Annotated in this window: 12 protein-coding genes; 1 reads left to right on the plus strand and 11 read right to left on the minus strand. The window is 49.9% G+C overall.

What is annotated here, in order from left to right; translation table 11 throughout:
* Positions 1–44: 44 nt before the first annotated feature.
* On the plus strand, positions 45–1670 hold the full coding sequence (locus AXE86_RS11345) for a GDSL-type esterase/lipase family protein (protein WP_061946844.1): 1626 nt from the start codon (positions 45–47) through the stop codon (positions 1668–1670).
* 46 nt (positions 1671–1716) lie between these two features.
* Here the strand turns inward: AXE86_RS11345 and queA are convergent, their stop codons facing one another.
* The 11 genes from queA to AXE86_RS11400 form a co-directional block, all read right to left on the minus strand.
* The gene (queA, locus tag AXE86_RS11350) at positions 1717–2748 is read right to left on the minus strand and encodes a tRNA preQ1(34) S-adenosylmethionine ribosyltransferase-isomerase QueA (protein WP_061946845.1); all 1032 of its coding nucleotides are present in this window, start codon (positions 2746–2748) and stop codon (positions 1717–1719) included.
* A gap of 66 nt (positions 2749–2814) precedes the next feature.
* On the minus strand, positions 2815–3966 hold the full coding sequence (locus tag AXE86_RS11355; RefSeq protein ID WP_061946846.1) for a SpoIID/LytB domain-containing protein: 1152 nt from the start codon (positions 3964–3966) through the stop codon (positions 2815–2817).
* Positions 3967–3981: 15 nt separating this feature from the next.
* The gene (locus tag AXE86_RS11360; protein WP_061946847.1) at positions 3982–4584 is read right to left on the minus strand and encodes an epoxyqueuosine reductase QueH; all 603 of its coding nucleotides are present in this window, start codon (positions 4582–4584) and stop codon (positions 3982–3984) included.
* Between the two features lies 1 nt (position 4585).
* The gene (gene ruvB, locus AXE86_RS11365) at positions 4586–5623 is read right to left on the minus strand and encodes a Holliday junction branch migration DNA helicase RuvB (protein WP_009442182.1); all 1038 of its coding nucleotides are present in this window, start codon (positions 5621–5623) and stop codon (positions 4586–4588) included.
* A gap of 21 nt (positions 5624–5644) precedes the next feature.
* A complete protein-coding gene (gene ruvA / locus AXE86_RS11370) occupies positions 5645–6244 on the minus strand; it encodes a Holliday junction branch migration protein RuvA (protein ID WP_061946848.1) in 600 nt (199 codons plus the stop codon).
* A gap of 72 nt (positions 6245–6316) precedes the next feature.
* Positions 6317–6811, minus strand: coding sequence for a crossover junction endodeoxyribonuclease RuvC (ruvC, locus tag AXE86_RS11375; protein ID WP_061946849.1), 495 nt, complete (start codon positions 6809–6811; stop codon positions 6317–6319).
* 66 nt (positions 6812–6877) lie between these two features.
* Positions 6878–7606 carry a YebC/PmpR family DNA-binding transcriptional regulator gene (locus tag AXE86_RS11380; protein WP_061946850.1) on the minus strand — a complete coding sequence of 243 codons (729 nt, stop codon included), beginning with the start codon at positions 7604–7606 and terminating at the stop codon, positions 6878–6880.
* Positions 7607–7638: 32 nt separating this feature from the next.
* Positions 7639–8841, minus strand: a complete 1203-nt coding sequence (tyrS, locus tag AXE86_RS11385; RefSeq protein ID WP_061946851.1) for a tyrosine--tRNA ligase — start codon at positions 8839–8841, stop codon at positions 7639–7641.
* Between the two features lie 18 nt (positions 8842–8859).
* Entirely contained in the window at positions 8860–10947 is a 2088-nt protein-coding gene (locus tag AXE86_RS11390; protein ID WP_061946852.1) for a transglycosylase domain-containing protein, read from the minus strand.
* A 301-nt stretch (positions 10948–11248) separates the two neighbouring features.
* Entirely contained in the window at positions 11249–13606 is a 2358-nt protein-coding gene (locus AXE86_RS11395) for an endonuclease MutS2 (protein WP_061946853.1), read from the minus strand.
* A 58-nt stretch (positions 13607–13664) separates the two neighbouring features.
* Positions 13665–16169 carry a DUF3656 domain-containing U32 family peptidase gene (locus AXE86_RS11400; RefSeq protein WP_198145270.1) on the minus strand — a complete coding sequence of 835 codons (2505 nt, stop codon included), beginning with the start codon at positions 16167–16169 and terminating at the stop codon, positions 13665–13667.
* Positions 16170–16176: the final 7 nt, after the last annotated feature.

The following is a 16176-nucleotide window of genomic DNA, read 5'->3' on the forward strand; positions in this document are numbered from 1 at the left end:
GCCTTTCTAAGGAGTTTTCTATCATATCATCTTTGGGTGAATCTATGAAGCAATATTTGTTTTTTACAAGTCTCATCTTTTTTATCGTTATCGGATGCATTTTTTTTCTTGAGAAAACCGATTTCCTGCATTTTCGTGAACTTGACATTTCTGCCAAGGTATACGAGGAAGACGGCATCGTCACATTGCGTTGGGAACGCCCTGCATATCCATGCTACTATCGTGTGGATACCTATATCAAGACAACGGGAATGGGCACAGACAAAGCTGAATTTGAGCTTGTTAAGACGGAATTTACAACAACACCTTCCTACCGGATCTCCTCGGCGCCGATTCCCTTTTATTATCGGATCACCGCATACGGTATGTTCGGTGCTCTGACATCTCCATCGACGGAGATTGCTTCCCCCTATTTCGCTGCACAGGCACCTATTCCAATCTACCATTATACAAAAGAACATCCAGCAAGTCTTATGCCCTTTCTCGTTTGGCACAGCATTCCTAACGCGGTTCTCTACGAAGTGGAGCTGCTCTCTGCTCCCCCGGAGCAAGAAGGCGGCATCGTACTTTCCACGAAATACCATTTGACCAGCACTCGCGATGTATTCACGAATGGTTGGCAGGCAGACCTGCGGAAGTTTTCCTCCCATAAAACAATCTATTGGAGAGTCCGTGCCTTGGGATTAAAGCAGGAACCCATCGGCGAGTTTTCTTCCGCTGAGCCGCTTGTCATCGATCAAAATGCAGCGATTCCCGATCGTCCCCTACCGAATATTTTCGATCAGGTCATGAATTTCCATCAGCCAATCTACCCAGTCTACCAATGGATTCCGATGAATGGCGTCCATACGTACGAGGTTGAACTTCTGACGGAAAAACCAAAGCACGACCACGGAACAAAACCTGATCCACACCGTGCCTGGGCACAAACCATCTCCGATGTTAATGCCATTTACGATGAATACGCACGCCCCTATGCCGGTACCTACTACTGGCGTGTACGCGGGCTGGATGCCAAAGGTCATACCGTTGGAACATGGTCGGATGTGGCATCATTTACAGTGAATCCAGCTCCATCGGGACATGTTTACGCTGCGGCACTCGGAGACAGCATCACTCATGGAGGCGGTGCGATATCGAGCTCCCCCGCATTCCTAGAGTACAGCTATACGACATATCTGTCCTTTGAATGTCTCAACCTTGGCCGCAGCGGGGATACATCGCACACGACACTGGAGCGCTTTGACCAAGACGTGCTCCCCCTACACCCGGCCAATCTTTTGATTCTCACAGGCTCCAACAGTCTGCGTGCGGATACGCCTACACAGGAAATTATAAAGGATCTGGATGCCATCCGAAAGAAATGTTCTCTGCATGGTATACGTCCTATTTTCTTAACGCTGCTGCCGCTGAATCCGGAACGTATCCAGCTGGCATTTCATACTGAAACGGATCCCACGTGGAAAATGAAGTTGAGTCTCATCAATGCGTGGATTCGATCACAGGAGTATTACATTGACATAGAGCCATATTTCTATGATGCAAAGTGGAGTGTCCTAAATCCACTTCTGTCAACCGACGGACTACATCCGGATGTCAACGGTAAGAGAATGATGGCCGATTTGATCAATCAGCACCATGACCTCCTGAGCGAGCTTCCGGAAAAGTAAGGGACAGTCATACGAAGAGCAACACCTTCGTATGACTGTCCTTTCTTTATGCTCGTGATTGAATCAACATGGCATCGCCGAATGAAAAGAATCGGTAGTTCTCCTCGACGGCTGTTCGGTACGCCTTCAGGGTAAATTCTCGTCCGGCAAATGCACTAACCAACATAATCAGTGTGGATTTTGGAAGATGAAAGTTTGTAATCACAGCATCAACGATTTTGAACTGGTACCCCGGATAGATGAAAATATTCGTCCATCCCTGCTTTGCTTCGATCATTCCATGGTCGACCGCCGCAGACTCCAGTGTTCGGATGGAGGTCGTCCCCACTGCAATTACTCGTCGGCCTTCCTGCTTTGCCATACGGATCAGGTCCGCTGTCTCGGTCGGTATGGAATAAAATTCGCTGTGCATTACATGATCTTCGATCTCATCGACTTGAACCGGACGAAATGTACCGAGACCCACATGTAGCGTGACGAAGCCAAGGTGCACCCCCTTTTTCCGCAGCCGATCCATAAGAGACTCCGTAAAATGCAGCCCTGCCGTCGGTGCTGCCGCAGAGCCTTTCTCTCGGCTGTAAATCGTTTGGTAACGCTCTGGGTCCTGCAGTGTCTCATGAATGTAAGGTGGAAGAGGCATCGTTCCCAAACGATCCAGAATCTCCTCAAAGATTCCCTCATAGGAGAATTTCACAATTCGTCCGCCAAAATTCGTATGTGCAAGCACCTCGCAGGACAGCTCATGACCAAACGTAATCACAGAGCCGACACGCATTTTTCTGCCGGGCTTCACAAGAACTTCCCATTGATCCCGTTCCAGTTGGCGCAGTAAAAACACCTCAGCCTTTCCCCCCGTAGGCTGTCTTACACCAATGAGGCGCGCTGGGATTACTCGGGTATCATTGAATATCAGAACATCTCCATCCGTCAGATATTCATCCAGCTGATAAAAGTGCCGATGTTCGATGGTCTGTTTTTTGGGGGACAGCACCATCAATCGTGAAGAGTCCCGCGGGTCTGCCGGAACTTGTGCAATTTGCTCCTCTGGAAGAAAGTAATCGAAATCAGAAATATTCATAGATCTCACCTTATATGACTACGGACTGCATAATACAATGTGTGGCTCGGTGTATCCGTAGTTCATTTAGTATATTTTCTCGATGGTTATATCCGTATAGTAGTGCGATAGGATCTCTCGGTCGGTCTTCCCCCGGTCGGCAAATGCCTTGGCCCCCCACTGCGAGAGACCGAGACCATGCCCTCCGCCATAGCCGTGAAAGACAATATCGGACGATTCACGCTGCACGTCAAATAGTGTGCTTGGCAGAGCAAACAGCCTGCGCAAGTCACTTCCTGAAACAACACAATTTCCTTTGTCACCAAGAACTTCAATAAACTGGACGCGGCCGCTCGGACTCCGATCTTTGCTCCCCTTGCCGATACTGAGAGGAGAAAGATGAATCGACTTCATAAGACCAATCTTTTTTCCGTTCTCCTCCATTTTTTTCATGAACAGTGCCGTTGAAACACGTTGCGTCCACGGCTTGGTTTTCGTCTGCAGTTCGGATACGGCACGCAGATAAGGTACATAGCTCCCCCACACCTGTTCGGCGGACTCGGTCATACCGCCGGAATCCGTATGAAATACAGCATCAATGATGACGCCGTGATAAAACATCACTTCTCCGCGCGTACGATCAACAGCTTCCGTCGTTTCCTTCGTCTCTGCCGAACTTCCTTCATAAACTTGACAATGCGCAGTATTACACAGATCGAATCCTTGCTCGCTATGGCGATTTCTGTTCTTCAGGGCAAACGTTCGTGCTGCAATACTCTGCGCACGTAAAGCGCCCATCGGCCACGTCGAAGGCATTTCTTTGGGCACAACTCCGTACAAATAATCCTCTGTCAAAACATGGTTGATAACAGTCATACCGTTTTGTTTCAGCAATGTAACATAACCACGATATGGAATATCGTTGATGTAAATGGATTCATCTTCGCCTGCCTGAATGTATAACTGCTTAGCCTCATACAATTTTCCATTGAGTTCAAATGTATTATGAAGGAATCGAACCCGCAGTTTTTCCTTTTGTGGAATCGTCAGAATGGGGCTCTTTTGCTGCTCGTCTGTGTATACATAAAGCGGTGCATTCCTTCCGGAAAATTCTGCTTCCGCGACACCCTGGCTGATTCCTACCGTAATTTCCGGCTGCCACGATGCGGACACAATGCCAGGAACAACGAACAGAAATGTACTGATGACAAGAATACTGCACCGCAAATACAATTTCATTGCTGCACTCCCTTTTCATACGGAAAGCATTTGGCGTTGTCGTTTCTTCTCCCGATTTTCCTTTCGACGAATTTTTTGCAGTTCCTTGCTGTATCGTTCTTCTTCACTAAAAATACATCCACAGTAGGATTGACGGTAGAGCTCCATATCCTTGCTCATATCAATACCTTCCTGCCATCCGATACGAAAGTCTTCGTAGTAGAACGTGATGCAGTACTGATCTGCAAAATATTCTGCAACAGAGCGCATGAGATCATGCTGTTGGTAGATGCTGTAGAACAGGGTTGATGTAAAGGCATCGAATCCGTTCTGTGCCGCATAGGCGGCAGTTTCCTGCAGGCGCCATGTATAGCACATACGGCATCGTCCACCGCGCGTATCCTCTGCAGGAAGAGCTTTTTTCAGGAATGAACGCATCTGATATTCCCGATCAATGACAATCGGCATCTGCACCATTTCCGCAAACTGTGCTGCCCCCTGCATCCGTGCTTTCCACTCCTGATATGGATGGATGTTCGGGTTAAAGAAATACCCGGTCGGCTCTATGCCGTCGCTGCGTAATTTTTTTACCGGATAGCAGGAACATGGACCGCAGCACATATGCAAAAGCATTTTCATGTTAGAGTAACTCTCCCTGTCTGTCATCACCGCGTGGATACGGTGCCCCGATGTGTTCATACCCACCCTGTGTCACAACACGTCCGCGCGCAGTACGAGCGATAAAGCCAAGCTGGATCAAATACGGCTCATAGACATCCTCTATGGTCTCTGTCATCTCACTCAGTGCCGCCGCAAGGGTCTTGAGTCCGACGGGGCCACCAGAGAATTTCTGAATCATGACTTCAAGCATATAACGGTCTTTGTTCTCTAGACCACATTCGTCGACTTCCAATGCATCCAGTGCATCGATGGTAACGGAACGCGAAATAATTTCCTCGCCTGCCACTTGTGCAATATCACGCACGCGCTTTAGAATACGGTTGGCAACGCGCGGCGTTCCACGCGAGCGACGTGCAATCTCAAGTGCACCGTCTCGTTCAATATGAACGGAAAGAATCTCAGCGGTGCGTTCGATGATGAGCAGGAGAGCGTCGGTCGTATAGTACTCTAACCGCGCCTGTATCCCAAATCGGTCGCGCAGCGGTGCCGATAGAGATCCCGTCTTCGTCGTTGCCCCAACCAGCGTAAACGGTGCGAGGTCTAAACGGATGGATCGCGCACTTGGCCCTTTTCCTATGATAATATCAATGGCGTGATCTTCCATGGCAGAATAGAGTATTTCCTCAACATGATGGGAAAGACGATGGATCTCATCGATGAAGAGAACATCGTGTTCTTGTAAATTGGTCAACAGGGAGGCGAGATCTCCCTGCCGTTCGATGGCAGGCGCCGATGTCTGGCGAAAATTAGCCCCCATCTCATTGGCAATAATGGCCGCGAGCGTCGTCTTTCCAAGTCCCGGAGGGCCACAAAGGAGGACATGGTCGAGCGCTTCTCCCCGCGACAGCGCCGCTTGTATAAATTTGGATAAATTGGACTTTACTCTATCCTGTCCGATGTATTCACTGAGCCGCCGCGGCCGCAGACTATACTGCCAGCCATCGGTGGACTGCTCTTCATAGGAAATGATTTCTTCATCTTCCCCCATCTCAGGCATTGTGTTCCCTCCTCTCCTGGATCAGAGTCGCTGTAGTTCTGTCAATGCATACCGGATCAGCTCCTCCGTATTTTGGCAGGAATGCCTCTGTCGGAATACACGCTGAATCTCACTATCTTGAAAACCAAGCGTGAGAAGCGCTTCTGTCGCTTCAGCGATCATACTATTTTCGGCCTTTGTTCCGACGTTGTTGTCACCTTCCGGCAGATCTGCAACCGAGACATCTGATAGCTTGTCTTTCAGCTCCAATAGAATACGCTCAGCCGTCTTCTTTCCAATACCGGGAAGTTTTGTGATACCTTTTACGTCCTTTTGCTGCACCATACGGTAGAAATCATTTACTGTTGCCGAAGAGAGGATTCCCTGAGCGACTTTTGGTCCGATGCCTGAAATGCCGATCAAATGGAGGAACAGATCATATTCTTCCTGCGAAAAGAAGCCATAGAGAAGAATGGCGTCCTCTCGTACATTTGTATGAATGTAAAGCATGACTTCCGCACTTGGACTGATATGTGCACGCGTCTGATTGGAAATGAATACGCGATAACCTACATCATGCACATCAAGAAGGCAATAGTCGGATGTGATATGCGTCGCTTTTCCTTTTAGAAATCCGATCATAAATCTACTCTGCTCCTGTCAAAACAAATCCTCGCGAAGTTCAGCCTTCATTTCATCTCGGTCAACATGAGCCTACAATCGATTGCGCAAGGCAATTGTGTCCATGCAGTGTGCAGCACTGATCGCGACAGCGAGAGCATCCGCCGTGTCATCAGGATGAGGAGCCTCGGGCAGATGGAGGAGTTTTGTCACCATGTAGATGACCTGCTCCTTTGTTGCCTTTCCGTATCCCGTAACGGATTGTTTCACCTGAAGCGGCGTTCTCTCAATCAACAGAAGGTTATTTTTTGCCGCGGCGAGAAGTACGACCCCACGCGCCTGTCCGACCGGTATGGCTGTCGTAACATTGCGATTGAAGAAGAGCTGTTCCACGCCCATTGCATCGGGGTGATATTTTTGGATGAGTTCATCGAGCACTGTATGGATTTTTAACAAGCGCTGTTCCACAGGCATTTTTGATGGTGTTGTAACAGCTCCATAGGCATGTGCATGTAAACGCGACCCATTTTGCTCTACAAATCCGTAGCCGCAAATAGCTGTTCCTGGATCAATACCAAGTACTAACATTGTATATTCCTATGCGATTCCTAAAAAAGTGCAGACACGATGTCTGCACTCAAGGAAGGATGTCGTCTACTCATCCATTTCATAGTTGCTGTAGACGTTTTGAACATCGTCATTGTCTTCCAGCGCATCAATCAGCGTCTGCATTTTCTCCGCATCTTTGTCAACGAGGTGAACCGTCGTGTCAGGAACCATCGTCACCTCTGCTGATGCCGTTTCAATCCCCTTTTCGCCCAATACAGTCTCAATGGCATCGTAGGCATCCGGCTCAGCGACGATCTCAAAGACATCGTCCTCGGAGCGCATGTCCTCAGCATCCGCCTCCAAAACGAGCTCCAGAAGTGCGTCCTCATCATCAAAGGTATCTCGTTCGACCACGAAAACAGCTTTCTTTTTGAACATCCATGAGACACAACCATCCTGTCCAAGGTTTCCGCCATACTTCGAAAAAAGATGACGCACATCCGCAGCAGTGCGGTTACGGTTGTCGGTCAGGATATCGAGCATTACCGCTGTACCACCCGGACCGTAGCCCTCGTAGATCACCTCTTCGTAATTGCTTCCCTCAGTTGCTCCGAGTCCTTTTTGAATGGCGCGATTAATATTGTCCTTCGGAATATTATTGGCCTTTGCCTTGGAAAGCGCCAATTTCAAACGCATATTTCCCGTTGGATCCGCGCCACCCATACGGACAGCAATCGTGATTTCGCGCCCAATCTTCGTCGTGATTTTTCCGCGGATTGCATCATTTGCACCTTTTTTACGCTTGATATTTGCCCATTTTGAATGCCCGGACATTATTTATCTCCTTCCCATCGTCAACGTAGTATTCAGCAAACCAACTGATAGTGCTTCTTTTTTCCTTTTTTCAGCAGTGCTTTCCCCTCTGAAAAATCATCTGCCTGTAAGACATAATGTTCATCAGAGACGCGCGTCTCATTGAGCGTGACACCGCCCTGCTGAATCAAGCGGCGCGCCTCTCCTTTGGAAGAAAAGACGCCCTCGCGCGTCAGTGCATCAATCAGCTTCTCTCCACATGTCACATGGAGCTGTGGAACCTGTTCAGAGACACCACCACCGAACAGAGCCCGCGCCATCTCCTGTGCCTTATGTGCTTCCTGCTCTCCATGAACGATCTTCGTCACCTCGTAGGCAAGCACTTCCTTCGAGTGATTCATCTCCTGCCCTTCAACGGACGTCAGACGATGCACTTCCTCCATGGGGAGGAATGTGAGCAGAGAGAGACAGGTCAAAACATCCGTATCATCGACGTTCCGCCAATACTGATAGAAATCATAGGGAGAAGTCTTCTTCGGGTCAAGCCAAAGTGCTCCGCCCGCCGTTTTGCCCATTTTCTTTCCATCGCTTTTGGTCAGCAGCTTATTGGTTAGGCCAAATACGGTAATATTCTTCTTGCGACGGCAGAGTTCGACACCGGCGATAATATTCGACCACTGGTCGTCGCCGCCCATTTCAAGGCGACAGCCGTAGCGTCGGTTGAGCTCTAGGAAATCATACGCCTGCATAATCATGTAGTTGAACTCAAGGAAGGTAAGCCCTTTCTCCCACCGCTGTTTATAGCTTTCTGCAGCAAGCATACGATTTACTGTAAAGTGTGCTCCAACATCGCGGAGCAGATCAATATAATTGAGCTTGCGCAGCCAGTCGCCGTTATCGACCATGATGGCATGTCCATCCGTAAAATCGATAAAGTGCGAGATCTGTGCCCGAAAACAATCGCAATTATGCGCAATGGTTTCATCGGTCATGACCTTGCGCATATCTGTTCGTCCTGAAGGATCACCTACTGTCCCCGTGCCGCCACCGACAAGACAAATGGGACGATGTCCTGCACGCTGCATGTGGGACATGGCCATAAGTGCAATCAAATGTCCTGCGTGGAGGCTGTCTGCCGTCGGATCGAATCCTGTGTAGAATGTCACCTGTTCATGATCGAGCAGGTCGCGCAGTGCAGCTTCGTCTGTGCACTGTGCAAGAAACCCGCGCTCCTTTAGAATATCAACAGCATTCAATGAATGATCCTCTCTTCTCTAGTTTTGTCCTTTTTCTATCCCCATGCCAGGTTCAGGCGCAGCTCCTGGAGACTCGACCGGTGCAGAACGTACGGGTTCCGCAGGAGCAGTATTTCCCCCGCCCTTGGAAGTGCTTCCAGAGGTCTTTCCCTGCTCCTTCTTTTTTTCATCCGCTGCCTTTTTCTCACCAGAGGACTTCTCATGATCGACTGCCGTCTCCTCTTTGGCAGACGTGTCAGAATGGGCCGAACTCCCAGCGAAGCTTCGTATGGGCATCTGAGCCAATGCTTTCTGCATAAATGCCTGCCAAATAACGGCGGGGGTCATACCACCGGACATGCCGTGCAAGTCACTGACACTGTCATTTCCGATCCACACGCCGGCAACCAGATCCGGTGTATAACCGACGAACCATGCATCATGATAGTCGCTCGTTGTGCCGGTCTTTCCTGCGGCCGGACGTCCGATGTTGGCGCGCGTACCCGTCCCGCGCCGAATGACATCTTCAAGCATCGCCGTCAGTGCCGCCGCATTGTCCGCTGACATAACACTCTTTTCTTTGCGCTCTGCTTCTTCGAGCACCTTCCCGGTACGCGATACGACACGCAGAATAGCAACGGGTTTGACGTGGATGCCACGGTTGGCAAATGTACCATAGGCGCTGGTCAGTTCCAGCGGTGTTACACCGCGCGTCATTCCGCCTAGGGCTGTTGCCAGATTACGGTCATTCGTCGCACCATCTAGGACAAACGTGGATATTCCCATTTCCTGTGCGTAAAAAATTGCTTTATCGATGCCAATATCCTGTGCGATACGAACGGTTGGGACATTGAGTGACCAGCGTACAACATCGCGCAGGCGAACCTTGCCGGAGAAGTTGCGGCTGTAGTTTTGCGGCTCCCAAGAACCGACTTTCAGCGGCTTGTCTTCGATGATGGATTCTGGTGTATACTTGTTCTCGAGTGCAGCGGCAAAAACGAAGGGCTTAAACGCTGAGCCAGGCTGTCTGACTGCCTGTGTCGCACGATTGAACTGATCCGTCCCACGCCCGCCAACCATCGCTTTAATGTAGCCCGTGTGCGGATCGATAGCGACCAATGCTCCCTGTGGCTGAACGATCCCGTTGGCATCCGTAAAGTAGGTCGGCAGATTCTTCATCGCCGTCTCTGCCGCAGCCTGCATATCCATGTCGATGGTTGTATATATCTTCAGACCGTCCTTGTAGATCGCATCGTCTCCATATTTCTCTGCCAGCTGTTGGAGAACGTAGTCCACAAAATAGGAGGCACTCTTGCCGCCATCATTTGTGTTTTTCGCAATATGCAGCGGCTCCTTCTTTGCCGCTGCGGCTTCACTGTCACTGATATAGCCGTACTTAACCATCTGATCGAGCACGACAGCCTTGCGCTCTGTCGCCGCATCCATATTGTTGATGGGAGAGTAATAATTCGGACTTTTGGGGATTCCAGCCAACATTGCACACTCATTAAGCGTCAAATCCTTGGCGTCCTTACCAAAATACGTCTGCGCTGCAGCCTGAACACCGTAGGCTCCCTGTCCAAAGTAAATCTGGTTCATGTAGAGCTCAAGGATTTCCTGCTTCGTATACTGTCGTTCCAGCTGCAGCGCGAGGAATACTTCCTGTACCTTACGCTTTAGTGTGCGATCCTGTGTCAGGTAGGCATTCTTCGCAAGCTGCTGCGTAATCGTAGAGCCGCCTTCCGTGACCGTTCGGCCGCGAATATTTGCCCAGATCGCGCGTACAATGCCACGTGGGTCAATACCGATATGATCGTAGAATCGATTGTCCTCCACCGCAATAAAAGCATTTTGGAGGTTTTTGGGGATTTCATTGATGCCAATCGGACGACGATTCTCCGCCGCATGGATATTCGCAATCTCATTTCCATGAATATCGTAGATCTGCGACGATGCCGGCGGAACAATGTCCTCTGCCAGATTTGATCTGGTATTCAGACTCGCCGTCAGGAAACCACAGCCGACGCCGATGACCATGACGAACAAAATCAGTCCTACGACGAGGATCATCTTTCCCAGGGAAAATCCTGACGACTTCTTCGTTGCTTTCTTTTCGCTCTTCTGCATGGATACCTTCCTAACCTAGGGAAGCACTATAAATTTAACGCCATCATCTTGACGCATCTTTATTGCCTGTACTTTTTTTGGGGGGGGGGGGAATCTAGTGCAGAGTCTCACTCTGCGTCCGGTTTTCCACCTCGTTCGGACGAAAAAATACGCCAATCTGACAGATTTCATTTTGCCAGTGATTCCCAAGATGTGTCCATTGGAAGCGCTTTATGCACTCAATTTCTCTATTGTAACACAAAGTTTGTATTTTGTAAGGAGATTTTCTCAAAAAGCGCGCGTCAAGAGGAGTTTTTCACTTCTATTTCAGTGTAACAACGGTTGCACCCGTACCACCCTCAGCAATATCAGCAAAGGAGAACGAGCGGATGGATTTATTTCGCTTAAAGTAATCACGCAGCCCAAGGCGCAGCGCTCCTGTCCCCTTTCCATGAATGACCAGCACAGTGGAAAGCCCTGCAAAGACAGCATCGTCGATGAATTTCTCAAGAACTGCCTCAGCCTCCAATACGGTCATGCCACGCACATCAATCTGTGGGCGAACCTCTGCCGATTTTTGCGCCAATGAACCGCCGATGCGTATCTTGTTGATCTTTTTTTTACGCTTTGGGTGTCCGACAAATGTGCACGCATCCATCTTGACCATGGTACGCAGACCGCCAACTTGAACACTGAGCTCCTTGCCCTGCACGGAAAGCACTGTACCCTCCTGGGCAAGCGTACGGATGTAAACCGTATCCCCGCTTTGGATCTCACCGGGGCGAACGGGTCTCCCCTCCGCAGGAATTTTCGGCGATATATTGTGCACATAGGCCTCATTCAGTCTTGACCGTGCTGCTTGAATCGCTTTTTGACGTTCCTTGATGCCATGGTCATCAAACTGTTCCTTGAGCGACTGAATGGTCTCCTCGGCACTTCGTCTTGCCTCACGTACAATGTTGTTGGCTTCTTCGCGTGCCTTATGGAGGAGTTCCTGCTTCGACTGCTCAAATGCAGCACGTTCTGCACGAAGGCGTGACTCAGCCCTGCCAACATCCGTTTCTTTTTTATAAAGGAGCTGATTTTTTTCCTCATAAATCGTCTTGGCACGTTCCAAATCGTGAACAACGGTTTCAAACTGGGCATGATCCTCGCTTACATATTCTTCCGCCCGTGCAACGATCTCCTCCGGCAGACCGAGTTGGCGGCTGATGGAAAAGGCGTTGCTTGCCCCAGGTATACCGATGAGCAAACGATAGGTCGGACGGAGCGTCTTGAGGTCAAATTCAACCGATGCATTTTCAACGCCTTGCTGTGTATATGCATACGTTTTGAGATCGGCATAATGCGTTGTCGCAACAGTAGCAATGCGATTCATAAGGAAGTGTTCGATGATACTCCGCGCAAGAGCAGCGCCCTCATCAGGATCAGTTCCCGCGCCGACCTCATCTAGGAGCACCAGGTCGCCAAATGTCGCTCGATCGATGATGCGTACAATATTGCGGGTATGCGCGGAAAACGTGGATAAACTCTGCTCGATGCTCTGTTCATCCCCAATGTCCGCATAAATATTTTGATAGACAGGTATCTCCGAGCCTGACTCGACCGGAAGGAAACACCCCGACTGGGACATCAGCGCAAGAATGCCGAGTGTCTTCATGCTGACGGTCTTACCGCCGGTATTCGGCCCCGTGATCAGCAGTGTGGAAAAAGTTTTCCCCAACTCTATATCAATCGGAACGACCTTGTCCAGAGGGAGCAGCGGATGCCGCGCCCTTCGCAGGTACACATAGCCGTCTCTGTTCAAAATCGGCGGATAGGCTCTCATCTCACGCGCCAAGGAAGCACGAGCAAAAATGAGATCGAGATCGGACAAAATCGTGCAGTTGGCAGACAAAATATCGGCAGAACGGGCAATTTCACCGGTCAATCGCTGCATAATACGCAGGATTTCCTGCTCGCGAGCAATCCCCATCTGACGCACGGTATTATTCAGCTCGACAATGGCGAGTGGTTCAATAAACAGTGTCGCGCCGCTTGCAGATTGATCGTGAATGACACCTGGAAATTGGCTGCGATATTCCTGCTTGACCGGGATGACATAGCGTTCATCGCGCACGGTTACAATAGCTTCCTGAAACATTTTTTGATAGGCTGCATCGTGAAGAATGGAAGAAATCCGATCCTTTACTCGCGACTGTGCCGTACGTAGCTCATTCGTGATGCGATGAAGGACGGGGCTGGCATCATCGCGAAAATTTCCGTATTCGTCAATCGCTGCCTTAAGATTCCGTTCCAACATGCCCAAGATTTCGATGCGCCGCGCCAAGTCTTTCAACAGCTCTGCATCAGCAGACAGATCACGAAAAAAATACTTCACGTCTCTCATGCCGCCAATGGTGCTCTTGACCAAGCGCAGCTCATCCAGCTCCAGCAGAATACCACGCCCTGCCTGTTTAAGAATCTCCTGCAGATGATGGATGCCATCAAATGGCGGCGGCTGAATCTGTGCAACCCGTACTGCCTCTTCGGTCTCCCTGTGAAGCCGTGCCACGTGGTCATAGTTGGAAGATGGCATGATACTGCTGCATCGTTCTTTCCCATAGGCTGTGGCGGCATACGATGCGAGTCTGGTTTTTATTTTTTCGTATTCTAAAACCTTAAATGACTCCGTGTCCATAAGTACCTCTTTTTATAAAGAATGCGTCAAAACAATGCGACAGAACTAATCGGTGCTTCTACAAGATTCCACGAAAGTAATGACCGCGCGTAATGTCATTTCCTTCCTGCATTTGCAGGCGCTTTTCTTCTTCCTCAGTTAATGGCAGAGATAATTTCATCGCATCCCTGTAGGCAGAAACCGTACGCCGCAGCTCATCCGGTGCCGTGCCGCGTCCTTCGATGCGCAGGGTCGTAATCCCCGCACGTAAAATCTTCGGAACATGTGGGAGGAGCGACAGCTTCTTGCTGTTCAATATATGCATACGACAGAATTGATCGGTTACAATGGGAAAATCGATCCCCTTGCGGTCATGCAAAAAATATCTTCCTTTTCGGCATGGCATCGTGCACTGTCCCTTATCTAAATCGCCGAGAAAACTTCCGAGCACACAGTATTCCGATACCATCAACGGCAAGCGGCCGCTGACCATCATGCTGAGCGGGATGGCAGAGTCATGGGCGAGCCGCGCTGCCTGTTTTTCGTTTAACTCTGGCGAAATCGTTGCTTCCTTAAAGCCATAAGACTGCAAAAACTCAATGGTTGCCCTATTGTAGCTGATCATTGATGCATCTGCATGAAGAGCAGCAGAACAATGCTCCTGCGCGAGATGGGCAGTTCCAATATTATGGACATGAAGAGCAGCAGGCAATTTGTTTTCAAAATGTGCCAGAAGATCTACTAACGCAGAACACTCACCTTCATGAACGATACGTGGCGTGTTATAGTCAATGCGTACGTGATGCGCCTGTGCATAGTCCCAGACAGTATCATAATCACGCGGCTGCAGATGGCGCCCCTCATAGGACTCACCGCCGTAGAGAAGCCCATCTGCACCGCCGGAAATTGCCGCTTCGGCAGCCGCTAGGGAATCCACAGAGACCATCAATTTTGCAGGAGGTGCAGGCGGCACATTCTCTCGCACAGGAACTGTGATTCGACATATCTTTTTTTTCGCCTGAAAACGGCTAGTGCGTACCTCTTCTAGTGCGGCAATAGCTGCTCTGCGAAGTTTATTCAGTTCGCTGACGGGAACCATTACTTCCGGATCGATCTCGCAGGTGAGTTCTTTCATGACAAACGCCGTTGTTCCCAGGCGTTCCATCTGTGCTTTTGCTATCTCGTCGGTGAGAGGACGCTTTGTCGCGCGCACTGGCAGGTACTCACTTTTTTCATCGACACAATTTCCTGCATCATCTTCAATATGGAGGGTCAGCGGAGCTTGTACTTTGGCATGAAGGTGCATGGCGACAGGAATCTTAGCAAGAGCATCCGCTGCATAGGAACGACGCGCTGCCTCCATCAGTTTTGCATCATAGACCTTGAAGGCTCGGTCATGCATACGTACACGTCCACGGATCCGGAAGAAGACAATATCCCCCGCGGATGCTGCCGGACACTCGCGCCCCTCTTCATCATAGAGATGTTCGATCTCCGCAGAAACGCGTCCTCCGACTTTGACCCAGAAATCCAGCTGATCGCCAACAGCAAGATCACGGGCAAGTTTCAGCGACACCATTTTCGTACGGGCATCATAATCGACGACACGGCCGACCAAGAGCCCCCGATTGTTCGGACGGCGGTCACTCATCATCTGCTTTCCTTGGTATCTTTCCATGTATGCTGTTGTGAAGTCCCGATTAAACACCTGCGCCAGATGATCGCGATCATCATCGTCGATCGGTGGATTTTTTTCAGCTAGATAGTGATCGATCGCCTTTCGGTACGTGCGGACAATGGTCGCAACATACTCAGGACGTTTCATCCGCCCCTCAATCTTCAGCGAATATATTCCTGCGTCGAGCAGCTGTGGAATCAGATCAACGGCATTCAGATCGCGCGGAGAGAGCAAGAAATTCCCGGCAGAATCGCCGAGCACATCTCGTCCTGCCTCATCGATCAGTGTATACGGAAGGCGGCAGGGCTGTGCACAGCGGCCACGATTTCCACTGCGCCCGCCGATCATGCTGCTCATCAGACATTGTCCTGAGTAACAGACACAGAGTGCGCCATGCACAAAGCATTCGATCTCAACACTGCTCTCACGGCATATCTTCTGTATCTCAGGAATGGACAATTCCCGTGCGAGAACGACGCGGGAAAACCCAAGCGCTGCAAGAGCCTTTACCCCTTCACTGTTGTGGATGGTCATCTGCGTACTCGCATGCAGCGGAAGAGACGGTGCGATTTGCTGTGCCAGACGTGCCGCGCCGAGATCCTGTACCAATACAGCATCTGCTCCAACCGAGGAAAGAAAGGATAGGTATTCCTTTAACTTAGGGAGTTCCTCATTATCGATGATCGTATTGACAGCAACGTGTACCTGAACGTTCTTCAGATGCGCATAGCGGATGACATCGCTCAGTTCCTGCTCGTCAAAATTGGCCGCATAGGCACGCGCACCAAACATTTTTCCCGCGAGATAGACGGCATTCGCTCCATTTTCAACAGCAGCATAAAAAGCCTCTTTCGTTCCCGCAGGCGCGAGCAGTTCTACCAATGATTCCACCCCTTTATTTCGCATAAGCTAA

It is taken from the genome of Selenomonas sp. oral taxon 136 (genome assembly GCF_001554015.1).
GTDB lineage: Bacteria > Bacillota > Negativicutes > Selenomonadales > Selenomonadaceae > Centipeda > Centipeda felix.